The 21,542-nt window shown below is 72.9% G+C and carries 17 protein-coding genes; 9 read left to right on the top strand and 8 right to left on the bottom strand.

Features of this window, described 5'->3' with window-relative positions:
- The first annotated feature begins 112 nt into the window (after positions 1-112).
- Entirely contained in the window at positions 113-520 is a 408-nt protein-coding gene (locus tag MJ604_RS01685; protein WP_243056538.1) for a PPOX class F420-dependent oxidoreductase, read from the top strand.
- Positions 521-570: 50 nt separating this feature from the next.
- On the top strand, positions 571-834 hold the full coding sequence (locus MJ604_RS01680; protein WP_243056537.1) for a DUF3263 domain-containing protein: 264 nt from the start codon (positions 571-573) through the stop codon (positions 832-834).
- Between the two features lie 3 nt (positions 835-837).
- Here the strand turns inward: MJ604_RS01680 and MJ604_RS01675 are convergent, their stop codons facing one another.
- The gene (locus tag MJ604_RS01675) at positions 838-2,178 is read right to left on the bottom strand and encodes an MFS transporter (RefSeq protein WP_243056536.1); all 1,341 of its coding nucleotides are present in this window, start codon (positions 2,176-2,178) and stop codon (positions 838-840) included.
- Between the two features lie 158 nt (positions 2,179-2,336).
- Between MJ604_RS01675 and MJ604_RS01670 the strand changes: the two genes are divergently transcribed.
- Together MJ604_RS01670 and MJ604_RS01665 are read left to right on the top strand one after the other, a co-directional pair.
- A complete protein-coding gene (locus MJ604_RS01670; protein ID WP_243056535.1) occupies positions 2,337-3,473 on the top strand; it encodes a ScyD/ScyE family protein in 1,137 nt (378 codons plus the stop codon).
- Positions 3,474-3,531: 58 nt separating this feature from the next.
- On the top strand, positions 3,532-5,097 hold the full coding sequence (locus MJ604_RS01665) for a peptide chain release factor 3 (protein WP_243056534.1): 1,566 nt from the start codon (positions 3,532-3,534) through the stop codon (positions 5,095-5,097).
- A gap of 1 nt (position 5,098) precedes the next feature.
- On the opposite strand, the gene MJ604_RS01660 is transcribed toward MJ604_RS01665, so the two are convergent.
- The 6 genes from MJ604_RS01660 to wecB are packed head-to-tail and all read right to left on the bottom strand — an operon-like array spanning position 5,099 to position 14,931.
- A complete protein-coding gene (locus MJ604_RS01660) occupies positions 5,099-6,154 on the bottom strand; it encodes a glycosyltransferase family 2 protein (protein ID WP_374458329.1) in 1,056 nt (351 codons plus the stop codon).
- Positions 6,151-8,319 carry a glycosyltransferase family 4 protein gene (locus MJ604_RS01655; protein WP_243056533.1) on the bottom strand — a complete coding sequence of 723 codons (2,169 nt, stop codon included), beginning with the start codon at positions 8,317-8,319 and terminating at the stop codon, positions 6,151-6,153. Before MJ604_RS01655 ends, MJ604_RS01660 begins: the two co-directional genes overlap by 4 nt.
- A gap of 1 nt (position 8,320) precedes the next feature.
- The gene (locus MJ604_RS01650) at positions 8,321-9,997 is read right to left on the bottom strand and encodes a hypothetical protein (RefSeq protein WP_243056532.1); all 1,677 of its coding nucleotides are present in this window, start codon (positions 9,995-9,997) and stop codon (positions 8,321-8,323) included.
- Positions 9,994-12,096, bottom strand: a complete 2,103-nt coding sequence (locus MJ604_RS01645) for an acyltransferase family protein (protein WP_243056531.1) — start codon at positions 12,094-12,096, stop codon at positions 9,994-9,996. The genes MJ604_RS01650 and MJ604_RS01645 overlap by 4 nt, the downstream gene beginning before the upstream one ends.
- Before the next feature lies 1 nt (position 12,097).
- Entirely contained in the window at positions 12,098-13,852 is a 1,755-nt protein-coding gene (locus MJ604_RS24125) for a glycosyltransferase (RefSeq protein ID WP_243056530.1), read from the bottom strand.
- Complete coding sequence (gene wecB, locus MJ604_RS01635; protein WP_243056529.1) at positions 13,849-14,931, bottom strand: non-hydrolyzing UDP-N-acetylglucosamine 2-epimerase; 1,083 nt, start codon at positions 14,929-14,931, stop codon at positions 13,849-13,851. Before wecB ends, MJ604_RS24125 begins: the two co-directional genes overlap by 4 nt.
- A 106-nt stretch (positions 14,932-15,037) precedes the next feature.
- Here wecB and MJ604_RS01630 point away from each other — a divergent pair, with 106 nt between their 5' ends.
- Genes MJ604_RS01630 through MJ604_RS24120 form a run of 5 tightly spaced genes read left to right on the top strand, consistent with a single transcriptional unit; the run spans position 15,038 to position 20,510 of the window.
- The gene (locus tag MJ604_RS01630; RefSeq protein WP_243056528.1) at positions 15,038-16,525 is read left to right on the top strand and encodes a glycosyltransferase family 4 protein; all 1,488 of its coding nucleotides are present in this window, start codon (positions 15,038-15,040) and stop codon (positions 16,523-16,525) included.
- Entirely contained in the window at positions 16,522-17,790 is a 1,269-nt protein-coding gene (locus tag MJ604_RS01625) for a nucleotide sugar dehydrogenase (RefSeq protein WP_243056527.1), read from the top strand. Before MJ604_RS01630 ends, MJ604_RS01625 begins: the two co-directional genes overlap by 4 nt.
- On the top strand, positions 17,787-18,635 hold the full coding sequence (locus MJ604_RS01620; RefSeq protein WP_243056526.1) for an ABC transporter permease: 849 nt from the start codon (positions 17,787-17,789) through the stop codon (positions 18,633-18,635). Before MJ604_RS01625 ends, MJ604_RS01620 begins: the two co-directional genes overlap by 4 nt.
- Positions 18,622-19,392 carry an ABC transporter ATP-binding protein gene (locus tag MJ604_RS01615; protein WP_243056525.1) on the top strand — a complete coding sequence of 257 codons (771 nt, stop codon included), beginning with the start codon at positions 18,622-18,624 and terminating at the stop codon, positions 19,390-19,392. The genes MJ604_RS01620 and MJ604_RS01615 overlap by 14 nt, the downstream gene beginning before the upstream one ends.
- On the top strand, positions 19,389-20,510 hold the full coding sequence (locus tag MJ604_RS24120) for a glycosyltransferase (RefSeq protein ID WP_243056524.1): 1,122 nt from the start codon (positions 19,389-19,391) through the stop codon (positions 20,508-20,510). The genes MJ604_RS01615 and MJ604_RS24120 overlap by 4 nt, the downstream gene beginning before the upstream one ends.
- On the opposite strand, the gene MJ604_RS01605 is transcribed toward MJ604_RS24120, so the two are convergent.
- Positions 20,467-21,459 (bottom strand): hypothetical protein, encoded by a 993-nt coding sequence (locus tag MJ604_RS01605; protein WP_243056523.1) that lies wholly within the window; start codon positions 21,457-21,459, stop codon positions 20,467-20,469. The genes MJ604_RS24120 and MJ604_RS01605 overlap by 44 nt on opposite strands.
- Between the last annotated feature and the right edge of the window lie 83 nt (positions 21,460-21,542).

Genomic DNA, 21,542 nt, shown 5'->3' with positions numbered 1-21,542 from the left:
ACCACAGCGCCCTGCCTGAGCGCGGGCCTCGTCGGTCGAGCTCGTCGAGACCCAGCACCCGAGCGCACGCCTTCGCTGCGGGGGTCTCGACAGGCTCGACCAACGTGGGAGCATGACGCCCGTGACCTCCTGGCGCCCTGACTGGAATGCGTTTCCCCGCCCGCTGCTGGACTTCTGGACCGAGCGGCACCTCTGCACGCTGACCACGCTCCGGTCGGACGGCACGCCGCACGTCGTGCCGGTCGGGGTCGCGCTCGACGTGGAGGCCAAGTGCGCCTGGGTGATCACGTTCAGCACGTCGCAGAAGGTCGCCAACCTGACCCACTCGATCCGGGTCGCGGCGTGCCAGGTGGACGGCGGCCGGTGGTCGACGATCGAGGGCACGGCGCGGGTCCACAACGACGAGCAGTCGGTACGCCGCGCCATGGACCAGTACGCGCTGCGCTACCGCCAGCCCCAGCCGAACCCGCTGCGCGTCGCCATCCGCATCGAGATCGAGCGGTTCCTGGGCAACGTGTGACGGGCGCGCCGACTTCGCCGAACCCGGGCGCGGATGTCACCCTTGTCCCCATGCACGCCGACCACCCGGACCTCACCGACCTCGATCGCGAGGTCCTCGAGTTCGAGCAGGACTGGGTGAGCCACGCCGGCGCCAAGGAGACCGAGGTCAAGGCGCGGTTCGCGCTGGACCCGACCGGCTACCACCAGCTGCTCAACCGGCTCATCGACAACCCGGCCGCCGAGGCGCATGCCCCGCGCCTGGTCCGGCGGCTGCGCCGGCTGCGCGCCACGCGCCAGGAGCAGCGCAGCGCGCGCCGGGCGTCCGCCGGCTGACCCTCAGACCCGGGCCAGCTCCTTCTCCCGCTTCGGCACCGCCACCCACGGCTCGTCGAGGTCGCGCCCCTGCGTCTCCGGCAGCAACCGCGCGCAGACCAGGCTGATCACCGCGACCACCACGTTGTAACCGGCCACCAGCCACAGCGACCCGTCGCCGCGCACCACCAGCCAGGCCGCGATCAGCGGCGTGAAGCCGGACGCCACGATGCCGGAGATCTGGTACAGCGAGCTCAGCGCCGAGTAGCGGTAGCGGGTGTCGAACAGCTCCGACCAGTACGACGCGAGCGGGCCGTAGACGATGCCGTAGAGCACGCCCAGCCCGATGACGAAGGTCGCGAAGATCGCCCAGCGGTTCTCCGACTGCAGCAGCGCGGCCGCCGGGAACGCGAACAGCAGCGCCATCCAGGTACCGAACCGGTAGACGGGCTTGCGCCCCAGCCGGTCCGACAGCGCGCCGGTCGCGATCACGAGCCCGACGCCGAGGAGCGCGCCGACCATGATCCCGTCGAGCGCCCAGGACTTCGGCAGCTCGAGGTTCGTGACGACGTACGCGAGGAAGTAGACCGAGAACAGGTTGAAGGTGAAACCCTCGATGAAGCGGGTGCCCATGCCGAGGAGCAGCGCCCGCGGCTGCGACGCGACCAGCTCCTTGAACGGCACCGCCGCGACCTCCTTGCGCTCCTGGACCTGCTGGAACGCCGGGGTCTCCATCACGCTGAGCCGGATCCACGCGCCGATCGCGAGCAGCACGATGCTGACCAGGAAGCAGACCCGCCAGCCCCACGCGAGGAACGCGTCGTCGGGCAGCTGGCTGGCGATCGAGAACGACGCCGCCGCGAGGAACAGCCCACCGGGTACGCCGATGTGCGCGAAGCTGCCGAAGAACCCGCGCCTCTCTGCTGGGGCGTACTCGACCGCGAGCAGCACGGCGCCGCCGTACTCACCACCGACGCCGATGCCCTGCAGGATCCGCAGCACGACCAGCAGGATCGGCGCCCAGACACCGATCGCGTCGTACGACGGCAGCAGGCCGATCAGCGCGGTGCCCAGGCCCATGATCAGCAGCGTCATCAGCAGCATCTGCTTGCGCCCGATCCGGTCACCGAAGTGGCCGAAGATCAGGCCGCCCACGGGGCGGGCGAGGAACCCGACCGCGAACGTGCCGAACGCGGCGAACTGCGCGGCCGCGCCGTCGAGGCCGTTGAAGAAGAGCTTGTCGAACACCAGCCCTGCGGCGGTGCCGTAGAGGAAGAAGTCGTACCACTCGATGGTGGCACCGACCGCGGACGCCATCGCGACCTTGCGCGGCGTCGGTGGTGTCGTCGTGGAGGTGGGCAGCATGAGATGCCTTCCCGAGATCGGCAACTGGACTATTCAACTCGACAAACGAGACTATCCAGCGCTTCGGCCGCTGAAACCTCCCCCATTTGGTGAATTGCCACGGTCACAGGGCAGGCGTAGGCAGAGAGGGACATCTCCGAGCCTCGGGAGGGGACTCCATGACGACACGACGAACCCTCATGTTCACCACGGCCGCAGCCGCACTCGCGCTCGCGGTCTCGGGACCGGCCTTCGCCGGCCACGGTGGGAAGAACCACGACCACACCGACACCCTGCGCACCGTGCTCGACGGGCTCAGCGGACCGCGTGGGGTCGATGCGCTCGGACACGGCCGGACGCTGATCACCGAGGGTGACGGCACCTTCAGCCTCGTCGTCGAGCGCCGGCACCGCTGGGGCCACCACCGGCACGGGTCGCACGGCGTGACGAAGAAGATCGAGCTCGGCCAGATCGCGACCGGCTTCGCCCCGGCCATCTCGGCCGGCAAGGACGGCATCGTCTGGCTGCTGACCGGGGCCGGCGAGCCGACCGACCCGACCGCGGCCCGCCTGTTCAAGTGGCGCTGGGGCTGGGACGACCCGGTCGAGGTCGCGAACATCGCGGCGTACCAGGCCACCGACCCGGACCCGAACGACCTGGAGAGCTTCCCGGAGGACAGCAACCCGTTCGGACTCGCGGCCCTCAAGGACGGCAGCGTCCTGGTCGCGGACGCCGCGGGCAACGACCTCCTGCACGTGTCGAGCACCGGCGACATCGAGACGGTCGCGCGGCTCCTGCCGCGTGAGGTCGTCACGCCGGAGGGGCTGCCCGGCGCAGGCGAGCCGACCGACGCCGAGGCCGTCGCCACGTCGGTGACGGTGGGCAAGGACGGCTACTGGTACGTCGGTGAGCTCCGCGGCTTCCCGGCCACACCGGGAACCTCGCAGATCTGGCGGATCAAGCCCGGCACGACCGACGCGACCTGCGACCCCGAGAAGCCGTGGGGCGCCTGCACGCGCTACGCCGACGGGCTCACCTCGATCGTGGACCTCGGCGCCGGCCGCCGCGGCATCTACGCGGTCACCCTGTCGAAGATGACCTGGCTGGCGGTCGAGGAGCAGGTTCCGGGCTCCGAGGTCGGCGGGCTGTTCCTCGTCAGCAGGCGTCACCACCACCAGGCGGCCACGATCACCGAGCTGGTCCCCGACCAGCTGATCCTGCCCGGCGGCGTCGACGTCGCGGAGGACCCGTACGTCGTCGGCCCGATCTTCCCCGACCCCGTGGAGCTCGGAGGCGCGCTGCAGAGGATCGACTGACCGACGACGACGGACGACGAAGCGGGGATCGGGGCCGGTTCCCAGTAAGTTTCTGCGGGTGTCCGACACCCGTCCCCGCCGTACGTTCGCCGTCATCAGCCACCCGGACGCCGGAAAGTCCACGCTCACCGAGGCCCTCGCGCTGCACGCCCGGGTGATCACCGAGGCCGGCGCCGTGCACGGCAAGGGCGGGCGCCGCGCCACCGTCTCCGACTGGATGGAGATGGAGAAGGCGCGCGGGATCTCCATCACGTCCGCCGCGCTGCAGTTCGAGTACGGCGACCACGTGGTCAACCTCGTCGACACCCCGGGCCACAGCGACTTCTCCGAGGACACCTACCGCGTGCTCTCGGCCGTCGACTCGGCCGTGATGCTGGTCGACGCCGGTAAGGGCCTGGAGCCGCAGACGCTCAAGCTCTTCAAGGTCTGCGCGCTGCGCGGCATCCCGGTGATCACCGTCATCAACAAGTGGGACCGCCCCGGCCTGTCGGCGCTGGAGCTGATGGACCTGATCGAGAAGCAGATCAAGCTGCGCCCGACGCCGCTGACCTGGCCGGTCGGCGAGGCCGGCGACTTCCGCGGCGTGCTGGACCGGCGTACGGGCGAGTTCGTGAAGTACACGCGTACGGCGGGCGGTGCGACCCGCGCCCCCGAGCGGCGGATGCCGGCGACCGAGGTCGACGCCGACGACCAGCACGTCTGGGAGGTGGCGGTCGAGGAGCACGAGCTGCTGACGCTCGACGACGCCGACCACGACCAGGAGCGCTTCCTGGCCGGTGAGACGACGCCGGTCATGTTCGCCTCCGCGCTGCAGAACTTCGGCGTCGCGCAGCTGCTCGAGCTGCTGCTCGACCTCGCCCCCGCGCCGCACGCGACCGCGGGCGTGGACGGGTCGGTGCGCCAGGTCGACGACGAGTTCAGCGCGTTCGTCTTCAAGGTGCAGTCCGGCATGAACGCCTCGCACCGCGACCGCCTCGCCTACGCGCGCGTCGTGTCCGGCACGTTCGAGCGCGGCATGATCGTGACCCATGCGGCGACCGGCCGGCCGTTCGCGACGAAGTACGCCCAGGCCGTCTTCGGCCGGGAGCTCACCTCGATCGACGAGGCGCTGCCCGGCGACATCATCGGCCTGGTCAACGCGCAGGCGCTGCGCGTCGGCGACACGATGTACGTCGGCGACGCGATCGAGTACCCGCCCGTCCCGAGCTTCGCGCCCGAGCACTTCATGACCGCGACCGCGGCGGACATCAGCCGCTACAAGCAGTTCCGCAAGGGCATCGACCAGATCGACCAGGAGGGCGTCGTCCAGGTGCTGCGCTCGGACCTGCGCGGCGACCAGAGCCCCGTGCTCGCCGCCGTCGGCCCGATGCAGTTCGAGGTCGTGCAGGAGCGGATGACCAACGAGTTCAACTCGCCGATCCGGCTGTCCCGCTTGGACTACCAGGTCGCGCGACGCACCAACGCCGAGGGCGCGGCCGCCCTGGTCGGCATCCGCGGCGTCGAGGTGCTCGAGCGCTCGGACGGCACGCACCTGGCGTTGTTCGTCGACAGCTGGCGCGCGAACGTCACCGCCCGCGACAACCCGGACATCATGCTCGAGGCCCTGCCGGCCGGCGGCGCCTGAGCTACGTACGCCGCTCCGGCCTCGGGATCGAGCGCAGGAAGCCGGCGCCCCACGCCAGGTGCATGGTCATCACGACCAGCGGCAGCAGCAGCCGCGACCGGCGGCCGAGACCGCGACCGATCCGCACGCTCGCGGCGAGCACGCCGCCGGCGTACCCGATCGGGGCCAGCAGGCCCGCCGCGGGCAGCCAGGCGAACGGCACGCCGAGCGCCAGCGCGACCAGCCCGACGAGGCCCAGGACGGTCCCCAGCCCGACGAGCGCGGTGACGATCGGGGCCGCGAGGTAGCGGAAGCTCGCGGTCTCCGGGTGGGCGTCGACGATCTGGCGGCGCCACTGGCCGGTGGTGAAGAACTGGCGCCGCAGCGCCTTGAACGTCCGCCGCGGCCGGTACGTGACGGCCAGATCGGGGGTGAACCAGACCGTGTGCCCGGCCTGGCGGATGCGGAGGTTGAGCTCCCAGTCCTGCGCCCTCCGGAAGTGCTCGTCGAAGCCACCGAGCTCGACAAGCACGTCGCGCCGGAACGCGCCGAGGTACACGGTGCGCGCCGGTCCCGGCTCGCCGCCGACGTGGAACTTGGAGCCGCCGATCCCGAGCGGGGACGACATCGCGGCGGCGACCGCGCGGCCGAAGTCCGTGTCGCCCTCGACGCGCATCATCCCGCCGACGTTCGCCGCGCCCGTGGTCTCGAGCAGGTGGGCGACGTCGCGCAGGTAGCCGGGTGGCAGCAATCCGTGGGCGTCGACGCGCACGATGAACGGGTGGTGGGACGCGGCGATCGCGGCGTTGAGCGCGTTCGGCGTGCGGCCCACCGGGTTGTCGACGAGGACGATGCGCGGGTCGGAGGACGCGAGGCGCCTGGCGATCTGCGCGGTCCGGTCGCGGCTCGGACCGACGGCCAGCACGACCTCGATGTCGCCGTCGTACTTCTGCTCGAGGACGTGGCGCACGGCCTGCTCGAGGTAGCGCTCCTCGTCGAGGACCGGCATCACCACCGACACCGGCGTCGCGACCCGGGCTCGGGCCACCTCCGGCGGTCGTACCTGGGGAATGGTCACGAGGATCTCCTTCCGAGGATCTCGTCGTACGACGTGGCGAGCACCTCGACGAGGGACGACCAGTCGCGCTCGTTGCGCACCCAGGTCCGTGCGGAGTCGCCGAGCTTGGCGCGCAGGTCGGCGTCGTCGAGCAGCCGCTCGAGCACCCGCGCCAGGTCGGCGGCCGAGCCCTTCTCGAACACCAGCCCGGTCGTGCCGTCGGCGACGATCTCGGTCAGCGCGGCGACCGACGAGACGACGACCGCCTTGCCCATCGCCATCGACTCGAACGGCTTGATCGGCGAGATCAGCTCGCAGACCGGCAGCGGCAGCCGCGGGAACGGCGTGATGTCGAACAGCGACAGGTAGCGGCCGACCTCGTCGTGCGGCACCCGGCCGGTGAAGATCACCGCGTCGGCGAGGCCGAGCCGGTCGGCGGTCGCGCGCACCGTGGCCTCGTGCGGGCCGTCGCCGACGACCACGAGCCGGAAGTCGGTACGCCGCGACTGCAGGGCCGCGACCGCCTCCAGCAGCAGCTCGTGGCCCTCGTAGTCGACGAGCCCACCGGCGTACCCGATGACGGTCGTGCCCTGCAGCCCGAGCTCGGCCTCCAGCGCGGCATCGCGCTCCCGCGGCTCGAACAGGTGCGTGTGCACGCCGTTGGGAAGCACGACGAGCTTCTCCTCCGGCACGCCGCGCGCGGCCATCTCGCGGCGCAGCGCCTCGGTGATCACGAAGACCCTCGCCGCGCCCTCGCAGGACGCGAGCTCGACGGTGTCGAGGAAGCGCTGCCGGTCACTGGCCGAGAACGCCGGGTCGCGCGAGACCTTCATCAGGTCCTCGAGGCCGCGCATCTCGTAGACGTACGGGATGCCGAGCCGGGCCGCGGCCTGGCGGGCGGCGAGACCGTTGACGTGGAAGCTGGACGCGTGCAGCAGCTCGGGCCGGTGCCGGCGGGCGTGCTGTGCGAGCGCGGCGGCGTACCCGTCGACGTACGACGTGAGCGGGTACTGCGGCCACGGCCCGGGGACGGCGTCGCCGAGCACCCGGTGGTAGCCGATGCCGTCGACGTCGTCGCGGTCCGCGACCCGGCGCGGGTCGCTCTTGGACCAGCGGTCGTAGGGGAATCCGGGCCGGGTGACGGCCTCGACGTCCCAGCCGAGGCCCTGCAGGCCGGTGAGGATGCCGTGGGTGCGGGTCGCGTAGCCACCGGACGTGTGCGGCGGCGACTGGGCGAGCGCGGCGAGCACGGTCCGCTCGCGCGGCTCGAAACCGCGGCCACCGACGAGGGCGGGCGCACCCCAACCGTCGCGGGCGACCGCGAGCTGGTCGGTGGCGTTCAGCCAGGTCTCGCGGGCGAACGGGTCGTCGGGGTGGCGCGCCAGCGCCTGCCCGGCCAGCCGCTGCGCCGGCCCGGTGTAGCCCGCCGTGAGTGCCCGGGCCGCGGCCCGGCGCAGCTCGAGGGCGACGGCGCGGCGCTGGCTGATCGAGCCGCCGACGGCGACCCGCAGGTCGGCGTAGTCGGCGAGTCGCGCCCACTCCCGGCGCCGGTCGAGCGCCCGTGCGACGACCGGGAGCGCCCGGCGGACGCGGTCGGTGACGTCGAGCAGCGTCGCGTCGAGGTCCTCGGCCGCGACCAGGTCGAGCTCGGCGTGCACGGCGTTGATCTCGTCGTCGTAGCCGGCCAGGCCCCACGTCAGCAGGTTGCTGCGGAAGCGGCGCACCTCGCCGTGGTCGGACTCGCGCAGGACCGTGAGCACGGCCAGGACTCCCGCCTTGTTGCGCGGGCGGGTGTCGACCAGCGCGGTCACGGCGGCGTCGGCCTCGTCCGGGTCGCCGACGGCGAGCGCCAGACGGGCATGCGTGACGCGGGCGGCGAACGTCGGCTCCACCTCGACCGCGGTGCGCGCGGCGGCGAGGGCCGCGGCCGGGTCACCGGAGCGCTCGCGCACCTCGGCCGTCACGGTCCACGCGCGGGACGCGACCGGGGAGTCGAGCAGCGGGTCGAGCAGCGCCTGCGCGGCGACCGGGTCCTTGTCGGAGACCAGCCGGCGCTGGGCCTCGGCGGCGTGGGCGCGGCCGACGGCGGACTGCCACCACTGCGGCCCCTCCCCCGCCGGCACGACGACCGACGCGAGGGCCGCCTGCCGGCGTACCGCGCGCTTCACCTTGATCCGGACGGACATCTCACACCTCCACGTGCGGCCGCGGGTCGCCGTAGAAGGCCAGCCGCCCGGAGGCGGTGAGGAACGACGCGTCCTCGACCGTCCAGGTGTGCGCGGTGCGGTCCTCGCCGCGCACGCTGACGAAGTTGAAGCGGTCGGCCGACCAGATGCGGACGCCCGCGGCGATGGCCCGGTCGAGGATGTCGGAGTCCACGGCGCGCGGCAGGTCGCCGAAGCGCAGGTCGCGGACGACGTCGCCCTCGAACAGCATCGTGCCGCCCTGGATCCGGCGCGCCCACGTGTGCTCGGCGTCCGGGTAGCGCAGCACGACGGCGCCGCTCGAGCGCAGCCACACGTAGTGCGCCCACTTGCCGGCGATGCCGGCACCCTGCGCCCGCAGCTCGGCCCCCATGTCCAGGAGGTAGTTGACGCCGTAGTGGTTGTCGTCGTCGATCTTGGCGACCAGGTCGCCACCCGAGGCCTCGACGCCGAGGTTCATGCAGGCGCCGAGGGTGAGGTGACCCGGGGCGCGCACGACCTGGAGGTCGCGGACGCCGTGGTCGTCGGCACGCGCACGCAGCTCGGCGCTCGGCACGTCGATGCCGTGCAGCACCAGCACCAGCTCGGTGTCCGGGTGCGACTGGCGCCCGATGTTGGCCAGCACGGTGTTGATCTCGTGCGGCCGGTTGGTCGGGACGACGGCGGAGACCGATGGGGTCGCGGGCTCGGGCTCCTCGAGCAGGTCTCGGGCCCGGTGGCCGAAGGTGTCGGCGGCGAGCACGGACCGGCGCTGCCGCAGGGCGTCGCGGTCGCGCAGCTCCTCGTGGTGGAGGCGGGCGACGACCTCGGCCCGCAGCGACGCCGCGGACAGGCCGTCGGGCGAGACGACCGGCGTGCCGGCCGCGGCCGCCTCGAGCGCGGTCCAGCTGTCGCCCGGCGAGCGCCGTGGGCCGTCGACGACGACGGCCGCCTCGCGAACCGCCGCAGCGGCGTCGAGCTGCCCGGCCGGCCGTGCCCGCTCGGCGAGCGCGGCGGGCAGCACCCCGCGGGGCGGCAGGTCGTGCTCGACGAGCAGCACCTCGACGCGGTCGGCGATCGGCGCGAGGCCCGGGCCGAGCACGGCCGCGACCGGTCCGGCCGCGCGCTCGTCGCTCGCGCCCGGCGACACCACCAGCGCGTGCGGCTCCGACGTACGGCGGGGTGCGCGGCGCGCCGGTGCTGCGGGCGGCAGCAGCCGCGCCTCGGGCACGACCCGCTGCCAGGCCTCGAGAAGGTCGGCGACCAGCACCACGTCGGCGGCCTGCAGGAGCCGCGCCTGGGCGGCGGTCGCGTCGAGACCGCTCGGCGGGCGCCCGGACGTGATCCACAGCGTGATCGGCACCTCCGACCGGGCGGCGGCGTCGATCAGGCCGGCCACCCTCGGCTCGTCGGGACGCCCGAAGCCGGGCACCACGCCGTCCGCCAGCTCCACGAGGAGTACGCCGGCGCCGGTGACATGCGGTGCCGCGGGGTCGACCGAGCGCTGCCGCCACTGGTCGGCCAGCCCCACGCGGAGCCGGTCGGAGGCGGCGAGCGCCACCACGAGATCGGGGCGCGCGACCCGGACCGCGGGCGGGACCGACCAGGCCGGCGCCTCGGCCGACGACGGTCGCAGCCGGCGTACGCGATCGAGGACGGTGGTGATCGTCGGGGAGCTCATCGGTCCACCCCTGCCCGGGCGAGCTCCTCGTCGAGCCGTGGCGCGAGCGTCTCGACGTACGTCTTGGTCAGGTGGGAGCCCTGGCGGTAGATCAGCACGTTGCCGATCACCGGCGGGCACTGCGCCGTCGGGCAGACGTAGTCGACGAGGTCGATGAACGGCACGCCCGCCTGCTCGGCGGCGGCCTGCTGGGTCGGGGCGCCGCTGGCCTCGACGCCGCGCGCGCGGTCGTAGGTGCAGGCGGTCAGGTCGTCGGGGTGGTCGGCGACGCAGGCGTAGACCTCGGAGAACGTCTGCGGGGTGTCCGCGAGCACCACGACCTGGACGCCGGCGTCCTCCAGCTGGCTCCAGGTGTCGACCATCGCCTGCTCCATCGCGTCCCCGCTGAGCTCGAGGTCGCCGTCGTCGCCACCGACGACGCCCTGGCTGCGCTGGCCGGCGGTGACGACCACGTCGGGGCGGTCGTCGCCGGTGAGCCGGTCGAGCACCTTGTCGGTCCAGTCGCGGCAGGTCTGGTAGACCTCGCCGTCCAGCGAGGTCTCGACGGTCGCGAACTGGCAGGCGGACTTCGTGTACGTCTCGATCCGCCAGTCGTTCTCCTCGGCGAGCACCTGGAACGCCGGCACCCACTGTGCGGCCTTCGAGTCGCCGACGACCGCGACCGTGAGGTGCGCGTCATCCGGGCCGTAGGTGCAGCTGGTCGGCTCGCTGGAGTTCACGTCGACCTGGCAACCCTCGGCGTACAGGTCCGGCACGTCCTCCGGCGCCTCGAGCGGGTTCGGCGTGATGGCGCCGGAGACCTGGGCGACCGGGTCCGACGCCGGGTTCGAGGAGAGGACAGCGGCGCCGCGCGCGTTGCCCGCGGCCGGCGACGCGGCGTTCGCGAACAGCACGACCAGCGTCAGCCCCGCGGCCGCGCCGACCAGCGTGGCGTTGGCGCCGACGCTCAGCGCGGCCTTCGGGTCACGCAGCAGGGTGGAGTTGCGCAGCGGGTTCTCGAGCAGGTGGAACGTCAGCCACGCGGGGATGATCGACAGCGTCACGATGATCATCCCCGTGGTGACCGAGATGCCGCCGTAGTGCTCGCGGGCCACGATCAGCAGCGGCCAGTGCCACAGGTAGAGCGAGTACGTCAGGTAGCCGATGAACAGCATGAACGGGTTGCCGATCAGGCGCACCGGGCCGTACGACGCGGCCGCGACGCCGCCGGCGATGAACAGGCCGGCACCGACCGTCGGCAGCAGCGCGGCCGGGCCGGGCCACGTCATCTCGTGGTCGTAGATGCGGGCGCTCACCAGCACCATCGCCAGCCCCGTCCAGGCGAGCGTGACGCCGAGCCAGCGCGGCATCCGGTCGAGCCGGGTCGCCGCGATCGCGACGAACGCGCCGATCGTGAACTCCCAGAGCCGGACCGTGGTGTCGAAGTAGGACCGCTCCGGCTGGGCGACGACCATGTGCGCCGACCAGACCAGCGAGGGGATGGCGACCAGCGCGAGGCCGGCGACGAGGACGGCGTTGCGGCGCAGGCCGGTACGCCGCGCGACCGCGAGCGCGAGCAGCAGCAGGATCGGCCAGAGCAGGTAGAACTGCTCCTCCACCGCCAGCGACCAGTAGTGCTGGACCGGTGAGGGCATGACGTCCTCGGCGAGGTAGTCGACCGACCGGTCGGCGAGCCGGAAGTTCACGACGTACAGCGCCGACGAGACGATGTCGCCGCCGACCACCTTCCAGCTGATGCGCGGCACCCAGAGGAACGTCATGATCGCGGTCGCGACGAGGACCAGGGCGCTGGCGGGCAGCAGCCGCTTGGCGCGGCGGGCGTAGAAGCCGAGCAGCGAGACCGTGCCGTCGCGGTCGCTCTCCTTGAGCAGCTGGCCGGTGATCACGAAGCCCGAGATCACGAAGAACACGTCGACGCCGACGAAGCCGCCGGGGAACAGCATCAGCCCGGCGTGGTACGGCAGCACGAGGAACGTCGCGACGGCGCGCAGGCCCTCGATGTCACCGCGGATCCGGCTGTTCCCGCGGGTGCGGGCCGGCTTCTCCTCGCGGGGCGCGCTCGGCTGGGGGCGGTCCAGGGTCTCCAGGGTCGCGGTCATGTCAGACCTCCGCCAGGGCGTACGGGTCGGGCACGTCGAGCACCTGGGACGAACGCTCCTTGATCTCGTCGTCGGTGATCGTCCAGGTGTGGCTGGCCGGGTCGGCGCGCCGGACCGACACGAAGTTGAAGCGGTCGGCGGCGTACACCGTGAGGTCGGCGGCGCGGGCGCGCTCGAGGAAGTCGGTGTCGACGCCGCGCGGCAGGTCGCCGAAGCGGACCAGGTCCGCGATGCCGCGGCTCATCAGGAACGTGCCGCCCTGGACCTGCTTGACGAAGTGGTGCTCGCTGTCGGCGAACCGCAGCAGCGTCTCGCCGCTGCCCTCGAGCAGCACGAGGTGTGCCCACTTCCCCACGACGTCGGCGCCGGAGAAGTCGAGGGCCCGGACCAGGTCGGTCAGGTAGTGGGTGCCGTAGAAGTTGTCGTCGTCCATCTTCGCGACCAGGTCGCCGGTGGCCGCGTCGAGCCCGAGGTTCAGGCAGGCGCCGAGGGTGCGGTCGGCGCCTGCCTGAAGAAGGACCAGCTCGGGAACGCCGGCGTCCGCTGCACGCCGGCGTACCTCCCCCTCGTCGGGCACGAAGCCGTGCGCGACGAGGACGAGCTGGATCGCGCGGTAGGACTGGCGTCCGACCGTGCGAAGGACGTGGTCGAGCTGGTCGGGGCGGCACGTCGGCACGATCACGCTGACCGTCGGCTCGGCGGCGCCCAGCACCGCGCCGGCCAGCCCGACCGCGCGCAGCACGGTGTCGACGCGCTGGCGGCACAGGTGCTCGTCGTACACGCGGCGGTGGGCCTGCAGCGCCAACCGGTCGCGGATGTCGTCGTCGGCGAGCAGCAGGTCGAGCGCGGCCCTCGTCTGGTCGGCGTTCTCGACCACGGTGATCGTGGCGCCGAAGAACGGCTCGATGCTCTCCGCCGGCGCCGAGACGACCGCAGTCTGCGCGGCCGACAGCTCGAAGAGCCGCCGCGAGCACATGGTCTTGCTGGTCGTCACGGAGTTGACGTTCAGGAAGAGCTTGTACGCCGTGTACGCGCCGAGCATCCGCGCGTAGGGCAGCGAGCCGACGACGTGCCGGCGGTACGGCCGCGGGAAGCGGTAGCGGCGGTCGCCGCGCTGCATCCGCGACCAGATGTGCAGGTCGTGCTCGACCGCGGGGTCGAGGACGTAGCCCATCTGGGTGCGCCGCTCCGGGTGCTTCTCGGCGAACCAGGTGCCGGCGAACGCGACCTCGTAGGGCCGGCCGGGCAGGCGGCGTACCGGGTTGTGGATCCGGGGCTGCGCGGCGAACGGCAGCAGGTCGACCCGGTCGTGGCCGAGGTCGCGGTGGTAGTCGGGGATCCGGTCGGCGTCGACGGTGAAGACCTGGTCGAAGAGCTGCGCGGTCGCGATGAACGTGTCGTAGTTCGGCGGGTCCTCCTTGTTCCAGAAGACCGTCGGGATGCCCTCCTCGCGGCACCACGTCACCAGCGCGCGCAGCTCGTCGCTCGGCCGCCGGTCGCGCGTGAGGTGGAGGCGCCACCGTCCGCCGTTGCCCGCCCAGGCCGACTCGACGAACAGCAGGTCGGGTCGCCGCTGCTCCAGCGCCTGCTGCCAGTCGTCGGGGCCGAACGTCACCTGCGACCACTCGTAGCCGAACGCCAGCTCCGAGAACGGGTCGAGGATCACCGCGACCGTGAGCTCGGGGCGCGCCGGCGCCTGCAGCGGTGGCGCGTACGCCGGCAGCCGCGGTCGTCGGCGGAGTCGTCGGAGGGTCACGCGATCGCCTCCACCAGGACCTCCGCGATCCGCTCGCCGGCGTGGCCGTCCCACAGCGGCGGAACCCGGTGCGCGGTGGTGCCGGCGGCGAGCACCTGCTCGACCTGCCACGGCACGTCCTCGCGGGTGACCAGGCGGTTGGTGCCGTGCGTGATCGTCACCGGGCGCTCGGTGTTCGGCCGGACCGTGAGGCACGGGACCCCGAGCACGGTCGTCTCCTCCTGCACGCCGCCGGAGTCGGTGACCACGACCGCGGAGCCGCGCACGAGGCCGAGGAACTCGACGTACCCGAGCGGCTCGAGCACGCGGATGCCCGGGTGCTCGCTGAGGCCGGCGGCCTCCAGGCCGGCGCGGCCGCGCGGGTGCAGCGGCAGGACCAGCGTGAGCTGGTCGGCGACCGCGTGCAGCGTCTTGACCAGCGCCTCGGCGTCCGCGGCGTCGTCGACGTTCGCGGGGCGGTGCAGCGTGGCGACGGCGTACTGCCCCGACAGGTCGTGGCGGGACCGGGCGGCGGCCACGTCGAACGCACCGAGGTGGGCGAGCAGCGTGTCGATCATCGGGTTGCCGACCAGGTGGATGCGCTCGGCCGGGACGCCCTCGTTGCCGAGGTGCGCGACGGCGTCCGCGCTGGTGGCGAACAGCAGGTCGGCCAGCCGGTCGGTGACGATCCGGTTGACCTCCTCGGGCATCGAGGGGTCGAAGCTGCGCAGCCCGGCCTCGACGTGGGCCAGCGGGATCTGCAGCTTGGCGGCCACGAGTGCCGCGGCGACGGTGGAGTTCACGTCGCCGTAGACCACGACCACGTCCGGCCGCTCGTCGAGGAACAGCCGCTCCAGACCGACCATCACGGCCGCGGTCTGCTCGGCGTGGGTGCCGGAGCCGACCCCGAGGTTCACGTCCGGCTCCGGCAGGCCGAGCTGGCGGAAGAACACGTCGGACAGCCGCTCGTCGTAGTGCTGCCCCGTGTGCACCAGGCGCTGCCGGACCGCCACGTCGTGACGGGCGACGGCGTCGATCACGGGCGCGGCCTTGGGGAAGTTCGGCCGGGCGCCGGTGACGTGCACGGCGAGGGGGGACATGCGTACCTCCGAAGTCGGGATCTTCTGCTAACTCTAGTAAATTACTCTAGTATTCGAGGGAGAACCTACCCGGCGCGTCTCAGCCGGCCGAATGCAGGAGGTGCAGATGGGGGTCCGGACACTCCGGAACGCGCCCGCCGCGGCGACCGTCGCCGCGCGCCACCTGCTCCGTGGCTCCGACCACGTCGGCCGCGTCCCCCAGCCGTGGGCCGCAGCCCCGGCGTACCGCTCGGCCGTGGCCGCCCTGCGCGCCGGCGACCTGACCCGCGCCCGCGACGAGGGCCGTCGGGCCGGCCTGCCCGGCCGGCTGCTCACCCACCTCGTCGACGGGGAGCTCGGGGTTCTCGGGAGCCCGGTCGGCGACGCCCCGTCCTTCCGCGGGACGTCGCCGGCCGGGCACGAGACCGATCACCAGACCGTGCTCCACCTCGTCACCAACGCGCTGCCCGAGACCGTCGCCGGCTACACCGTGCGCACCCAGGGCATCGCCGAGGCGCAGCGCGCCGCGGGACACGACGTCCACGTCGCCAGCCGCCTCGGCTTCCCGGTCGTCAAGGGCCATCTCGACGCCGGCCCGCGCGCCGACGTGCGCGGGGTGCCGTACCACCGGCTGCTGCCGGTCCGGCTGCCGCTGCGTGCCGACCGGGCGCTGGCCGCGGACGTCGAGCACTCGTCCCGGCTGGTGCGCGAGCTGCGGCCCACGGTGCTGCACGCGCACAGCAACCACGTGAACGCCCGCGTGGGGCTGGCGCTGCGCGAGCGGTTCGGGATCCCGCTCGTCTACGAGGTGCGCGGCCTGCTCGAGGAGACCTGGCTCAGCCGCACCTCCGACCCGGCGGCGCGCGAGCGCGACTTCTACCGACTCACCCGCTCCGCCGAGACCGCCGTCATGAGCGCCGCAGATGCGGTGGTGACCCTGAGCGGTCCGCTGCGCGACCACATCGTGGCGCGAGGCGTGCCGGCGGAGCGGGTGTTCGTCGTCCCGAACGGCGTCGACGACGCGTGGTTCGGGCACGAGCCGCTCCCCCACACCGGGCTCACCGTCGGCATCGGCGGCACCCTCAACGACTACGAGGGCGTGCCGGTGCTCGTCGACGCGATCGCGCTGCTGCGCTCGCAGCGCTACGACGTGCGGCTGGTCGTCGTCGGCGACGGGCCGGCCCGGGCGAGCCTGGAGAAGCAGGTCGCCGACCGCGGGCTCGCCGACCTTGCCACGTTCACCGGCCGGCTCCCCCGCGACGGCGTGATCGAGGCCTACCGCGGTCTCGACGTCTTCTGCCTGCCGCGCCTCGACCTGCCGGTCACCCGGCTGGTGCCGCCGCTCAAGCCGATCGAGGCGATGGCGCTCGGCATCCCCGTCGTCGCCTCCGACCTGCCTCCCCTGCGCGAGGTGGTCGGCCGCGGCCGCGGCCTGCTGACCCGGCCCGGCGACCCCGCCGACCTGGCCGCCGCACTCCGGACCCTGGCCGACGGCGACGTACGCCGCGAGCTGGGCGCCGCGGCCCGGACCTGGGTCGCCGAGACCCGCACCTGGGCGGCGGCCGCCGCCACCTACGAGCACGTGTACGCCACGACCCGAGGAGAGACACCATGACCACTTCCCCCATCGACCTGGTGGTGATCGGGCTCGGCTACGTCGGGCTGCCGCTCGCCCAGGAGGCCAGCCGCGTCGGGCTCCGCGTGGTCGGGCTGGACGTCAGCGAGGCGACCGTCGACGGTCTCAACGCCGGCCGCTCGCACGTCGACGACCTCGAGGACGAGGACATCGCGGCGATGGTCGAGCGCGGGTTCCGGGCGACGACCGACGTGGGCGTCCTCGCGAGCGCGGACACCGTCCTGATCTGCGTGCCCACCCCGCTCGGCTCGGAGGGCGGCCCCGACCTGGGCCCGGTGCGGTCCGCGGTCGGCGCGATCGCGCAGCACCTCCAGGCCGGGCAGCTGATCGTGCTCGAGTCGACGACGTACCCCGGCACCACCGACGAGGTCGTGAAGCCGGTGCTCGAGCAGGCCAGCGGCCTGGTCGCGGGCGAGGACTTCCACCTCGCGTTCTCGCCCGAGCGGATCGACCCCGGCAACGAGAGCTGGGGCCTGGCGAACACGCCCAAGGTCGTCGGTGGCATCAACCGCGCCTCGACGACGCGGGCCGCGGCGTTCTACGGCAAGTTCGTGAGCACGATCGTCGAGGCCGCCGGCACCCGCGAGGCGGAGACCGCGAAGCTGCTCGAGAACACCTACCGGCACATCAACATCGCGCTCGTGAACGAGATGGCGCGCTTCTGCCACGAGCTCGAGATCGACCTGTGGGACGTCATCCGCTGCGCCTCCACCAAGCCGTTCGGCTTCCAGGCGTTCTACCCCGGCCCCGGCGTCGGCGGGCACTGCATCCCGATCGACCCGAACTACCTGTCGCACAGCGTCCGGGCGAAGCTCGGCTACCCGTTCCGCTTCGTCGAGCTCGCCCAGGAGATCAACGCGACGATGCCGTCGTACGTCGCCCGGCGCGCGCAGAACCTGCTGAACGAGCACGGCAAGCCCACCCACGGCGCGACCGTGCTGGTCCTCGGCGTGACCTACAAGCCCGACATCAGCGACCAGCGCGAGTCGCCGGCCGCGCCGCTGGCGCGCCACCTCGACCTCCTCGGCGCCCGCGTGGTCTACCACGACCCGCACGTCGACGACTGGGAGCCGGGCGTCGACGTGACCCGCGCCGACGACCTCGACACCGCGGTCGCGCTGGCCGACCTGGTCGTGCTGATCCAGCCGCACAGCGAGTACGACGCCTCCGCGCTCGCGTCGCGGTCGCGGCTGTTCTTCGACACCCGCGGCGTCACCATCGGCGAGGAGGCCCACCGCCTGTGACCCCGCTTGCGGCAATCGCCGCCGAGCACGGGCTGGCCCGGGTCGGCGTACGACCGGACCTGGCGGAGTACGTCCGCCAGGTCTGGCGGCGACGCCACTTCGCCGTCGCACTGGCGTCGTCGAAGGCCTACTCGCGCAACCAGGGCAGCTACCTGGGCCAGGCGTGGGCGGTGCTCACGCCGATCCTGTGGGCCGCGGTCTACCTGGTCGTGTTCGGCGTCGTGCTCTCGACCGACCGCGGCGTCGCCAACTTCGCCGGGTTCCTCGTGATCGGCGTGTTCCTGTACCACTTCTCGGCGTCGTCGATCCAGAACGGGTCGAAGGCGATCACCGGCAACCGCGAGCTGATCGGGTCGCTGAGCTTCCCGCGCGCGCTGCTGCCGATCGCGACCGTGCTCGCGGACCTCCTCACGCTCCTGCCGGCGCTCCTCGTGCTGCTGTTCCTGGTGCCGCTCACCGGCGAGCCGCTGCAGGCGTCGTGGCTGCTGCTGGCGCCGGCGGTCGCACTGCAGTGGGTATTCGGCACCGGCCTGGCGTTCCTGCTCGCGCGTGCCGTGGCCGACGTACGCGACCTGGCGCGGCTCGTGCCGTTCGTGCTGCGCGTCGCGATGTACACCTCCGGCGTCTTCTTCTCGATCAGCCACTACGTCGACGACCCGACGATCGCGAACGTCCTCCAGCACCAGCCGATCGCGATCTACCTCGAGCTCGGCCGCGCCGCGCTGCTCAGCGGCGTCGAGACCTCGGTCGGCACCTGGCTCTGGGCGCTCGGCTGGGCGGTCGCTGCGGTGCTCGTCGGGTTCGTGTACTTCTGGCGCGGGGAGGAGCGGTATGCCCGGGGCTGAGCGTCCCTCGCTCGTCGTCGACGACGTGCACGTCCAGTACGTCACGTACGGCGGCCGCCGCAACGCGCGGCTGCGCAAGCACGTCGGCGCCGTCGACGTCGTCAAGGCCGTGCGCGGCGTCTCGTTCGTCGCGAGCCACGGCGAGTCGATCGGCCTGATCGGCCACAACGGCTCGGGCAAGAGCACGCTGCTGCGTGCGATCGCCGGCGCCCTGCCGGTCTCGCAGGGCGCGATCTGGGCCGACGGCGACGCGGCACTCCTCGGCGTGAACGCCGCGCTGATGCGCGACCTGTCGGGAGACCGCAACATCCAGCTCGGCGGACTGGCGCTCGGGCTCACCCCGGCCCAGGTCGCCGAGCGGTACGACGAGGTCGTCGACTTCGCCGGCATCGGCGACTTCGTGCACCTGCCGATGCGCACCTACTCCTCCGGCATGAGCGCGCGGCTGCGGTTCGCGATCTCGTCGGCCGCGCGTCCCGACATCCTGATGATCGACGAGGCGCTGGCGACCGGCGACGCCGACTTCAAGCAGCGCAGCCAGGCCCGCATCGACGAGCTCGTCGAGCACTCCGCGACGGTGCTGCTGGTCAGCCACTCGATGTCCACGATCCGCAGCATGTGTGACCGGGTGCTCTGGCTCGACCACGGCCGGCTGGTCGCCGACGGCCCGACCGCCGAGGTGCTCGAGGAGTACTCCGAGCGCACCGGCCTCCCCACCGCCCGTCCCACGCGGCGCCCGCAGGAGGTCGCCCCGTGAGCGGCCCGCGGATCCTCGTCGTCACCGTCGTCCACCACCCGGAGGACGCGCGCATCCGGCACCGCCAGATCGACGCGCTCCTCGCCGCCGGGTGGGACGTCACCTACGCCGCGCCGTTCACCGGCTACGGCGTCACCCCCGACCCGCGGGCCGGGCTGACCACCGTCGACCTGCCGCGTGCGCGCGGCCGGCGCCGGCTGTCAGCGCTGCGCACGGCCCGCGACCTGCTCCGCCGCTCGGACCACGACCTGGTGCTCCTGCACGACCCCGAGCTCACCGTCGCGGCCCGCGGCCTCGACCTGCCGCCGGTCGTGTGGGACGTGCACGAGGACGCCGCGGCGACCATGCACGTGAAGCCGTGGCTGCCCTCCCCCCTGGCCGGGCCGGCCGCGAGCGCCGTACGCCGTCTCGAGAGGAGCGCCGAGGAGCGGATGCACCTGCTCCTCGCCGAGGAGGGCTACCGGCCGCGCTTCCACCGCGAGCACCCGGTCGTGCCGAACACCACCCGCGTGCCGGAGACGGTCCGGCCGCCCGACGACCCGCGGGTCGTGTACGTCGGCCACCTGACCCGGGCACGCGGCGTGTTCGAGATGGCCGAGCTCGGAGCCCTGCTCCGCACCCGGTCTGCGGGGCAGCTGCGGGTGCAGCTGATCGGCCACGCCGACGCCGAGGCGACGGAACTGCTGACGACCGCCCCGCCGGGCGTCGAGTGGCTCGGGTTCCGCCCGCACGCCGAGGCGATGCGCATCGTCGACGGCGCGCTGGCCGGGCTCTCGCTGCTGCACGACGAGCCGAACTACCGCGTCTCGCAGCCGACCAAGGTGGTCGAGTACCTCGCCCACGGCGTCCCGGTCGTCACCACGCCGCTCCCCCGTGCTGCCGAGCTGGTCCAGCGCACCGGGGGCGGTCTGGTCGTGCCGTTCGGCGATGCTCGCGCCGCTGCGGGCGCGGTGCTGGAGCTGGCCCGCGATCGGCACGCGCGCACCCAGATGTCCTCGCTCGGGCACGCCTACGCCGGCGAGCACCTCGACTGGGACCGGCACTCCCGCGCGTTCGTGGAGCACCTCGGCGAGCTCAGTGCTGCAGCACCGACGTCCGCTCGGATGGTGCGTGGATGACCAGATCAGCGCCCCCGACCTGCTCGATGCTGCCGCGGATCGCGAACCGCGGCACGCACGACGGCGCCTTGCTGACCTGCACCAGCGACTTGCTGAACACCATCGCGTGGTGCACGTCGGGCCGCACCAGGCGGGTCGTCGTGAACCTCTGCGCGGTCGCGCACGCGGAGCCCTTGCGGTCCAGCTGCACGGCCGAGACCACCAGCCGCACCTTGCTGCCGCCGGTGCTCACCCGGCCGTCGCAGAGCTCGCGCCCGCCGGTCGTGGAGTCCCTGCTGCCGCCGACGGCCGAGCACGTCGTGACCTTGTGGTCGCTGGTCAGCTCGAACGACGTCTCGCCCGGACCCACCGGGACCACCGACGCGATCGGCGTCCAGCGCTCACCGCGCTCGACGATGCGCGAGGAGCTGACGGTCGCGAGCGTGGCGGCCCACCAGCCCATCGGCTCGCTGACCGAGAGGTACGAGCCCGGCGCGACCTGCCACACGTTGCTCGACGTCGACCCGGAGGCCGGCCGCGGCCGGAGGCCACTGGCGACCAGCACGCACCCGACCATCCCGGTGCGCGGGACGACGTACACGAAGCGAGGCGTGAAGACCGCGCTCCCCCCGCGCATGACGTTCTGCGTCGCGCCCGCGTTGGTGACGCCGTCACCGGGCGAGCACGAGACCGAGACCGACGCCATCAGCAGGCTGTCGGACGTCGACTTCGGCTGGGATGCCAGCACCCGGGAGGTGATGTAGCGCCGCTCGCCGGCGCGCCCCCAGAACTTCACCGAGAAGACCCGGACCACCCGATCGGGGTCCTCAGCGTCGAGGTACGCCGGGACGGTGCGACCGTCATCAGCGCTGCTGTCCGCGTGCTCCGCGGCAGGAGCCGCACTGGCCTGCTCGGAAATACCCATCGGCAGGACCAGCAGCACGCCCACCACCAGGGTGAGAGCGCGCAAGATCCGTGGGCGAACGACCCGTTCCACACTGCACCCTTCGTTGGCTTGCCACCCCACGGTAAGGAAAGGCGCGCCCGAATTCT

It is taken from the genome of Nocardioides sp. SR21 (assembly GCF_022761125.1).
Classification (GTDB): domain Bacteria; phylum Actinomycetota; class Actinomycetes; order Propionibacteriales; family Nocardioidaceae; genus Nocardioides.
This window is presented reverse-complemented; position numbering and strand designations above follow the sequence as displayed.